The sequence below is a fragment of the Janthinobacterium sp. UMAB-56 genome, assembly GCF_900095265.1.
Lineage (GTDB): Bacteria > Pseudomonadota > Gammaproteobacteria > Burkholderiales > Burkholderiaceae_D > Janthinobacterium.
The window spans coordinates 1-900 of record NZ_LT607696.1 but is presented as its reverse complement, the minus strand read 5'-3'; the positions used below and the strand labels follow the sequence as shown (position 1 = coordinate 900).

Genomic DNA, 900 nt, shown 5'->3' with positions numbered 1-900 from the left:
GATCAGGCGCGCCGGACGATGCGTGGTGGCCGGGGCGCTGCACAGCGCCACTTCGGCAGCGCGCGCGGCCGTGATGCTGACCTTCGTATCCAATGGAACATACACGGCATACGGCGAACGTTCTTCGAAGACACTCTGGCGATTGCCGATATGTTCCCAGGTCTGTCCACCAGCCTGCACCGTGACCGTGCCCGTCAGCACGACGATGCACAGTTCGCGGCTGCCCGTCTCCAGATGCAACTGTTCCCCGGCAGCCATGCGGTGGGCGGCGAAGCCCACATGCATCCAGCCGGCCGACTCGGGCGTGACTTCGACGATGGTGGAACCGGGCCGGGCCTTGACCAGCAGCGGGCTCATGCCGCCTCCCGACCCAGGCGGGGAATGGCCTCGACGAGCTTAGCCAGGTAATCGTGGCCCATCTTCGCGTATTCATAACTGGGGGCGACGGCCGGGTCTTGCTCCGCTTCCACCACCAACCAGCCTTCATAGCCGTGCAGATACAGGCGCGTCAGGATGGCCGGAAAATCGATGCTGCCGTCGCCGGGCACGCTGAAAGCGCCATTGATCACCGCCTGCAAGAAACTCCAGTGGCCATTGCGGGCCAGTTTCACCACGTTGGGGCGCACATCCTTGCAATGCACGTGGCAGATGCGGGTGATATATTTGTTCAAGACAGCCAGCGCATCGCCGCCGGCAAAGGTGATGTGCCCCGTGTCGAACAGCAAGCCCACTTCCGGCCCCGTCAAGGCCATCAGTTGATCCACGTCCGCCGGAGTTTCCACATAGGCACCCATGTGGTGGTGATAGGCCAGGCGCACGCCGTGTGCCAGCAGGTGGCCGGCAAAGGCCGTCAACTTGTCGGCGTAGTCCTGCCATTGCTGCTGCGTCTGGAAACGCGGA

The 900-nt window shown here is 63.6% G+C and carries 2 protein-coding genes; both read right to left on the bottom strand.

Features of this window, described 5'->3' with window-relative positions:
- The coding region (locus K0F85_RS28295; protein ID WP_219119128.1) for a 5-deoxy-glucuronate isomerase at nt 1-357 on the bottom strand (357 nt) is incomplete at its 3' end.
- Nucleotides 354-900, bottom strand: a 547-nt coding sequence (locus tag K0F85_RS28290; RefSeq protein ID WP_219119127.1) for a TIM barrel protein, incomplete at its 5' end; no start/stop codon positions are given. The genes K0F85_RS28295 and K0F85_RS28290, both read right to left, overlap by 4 nt.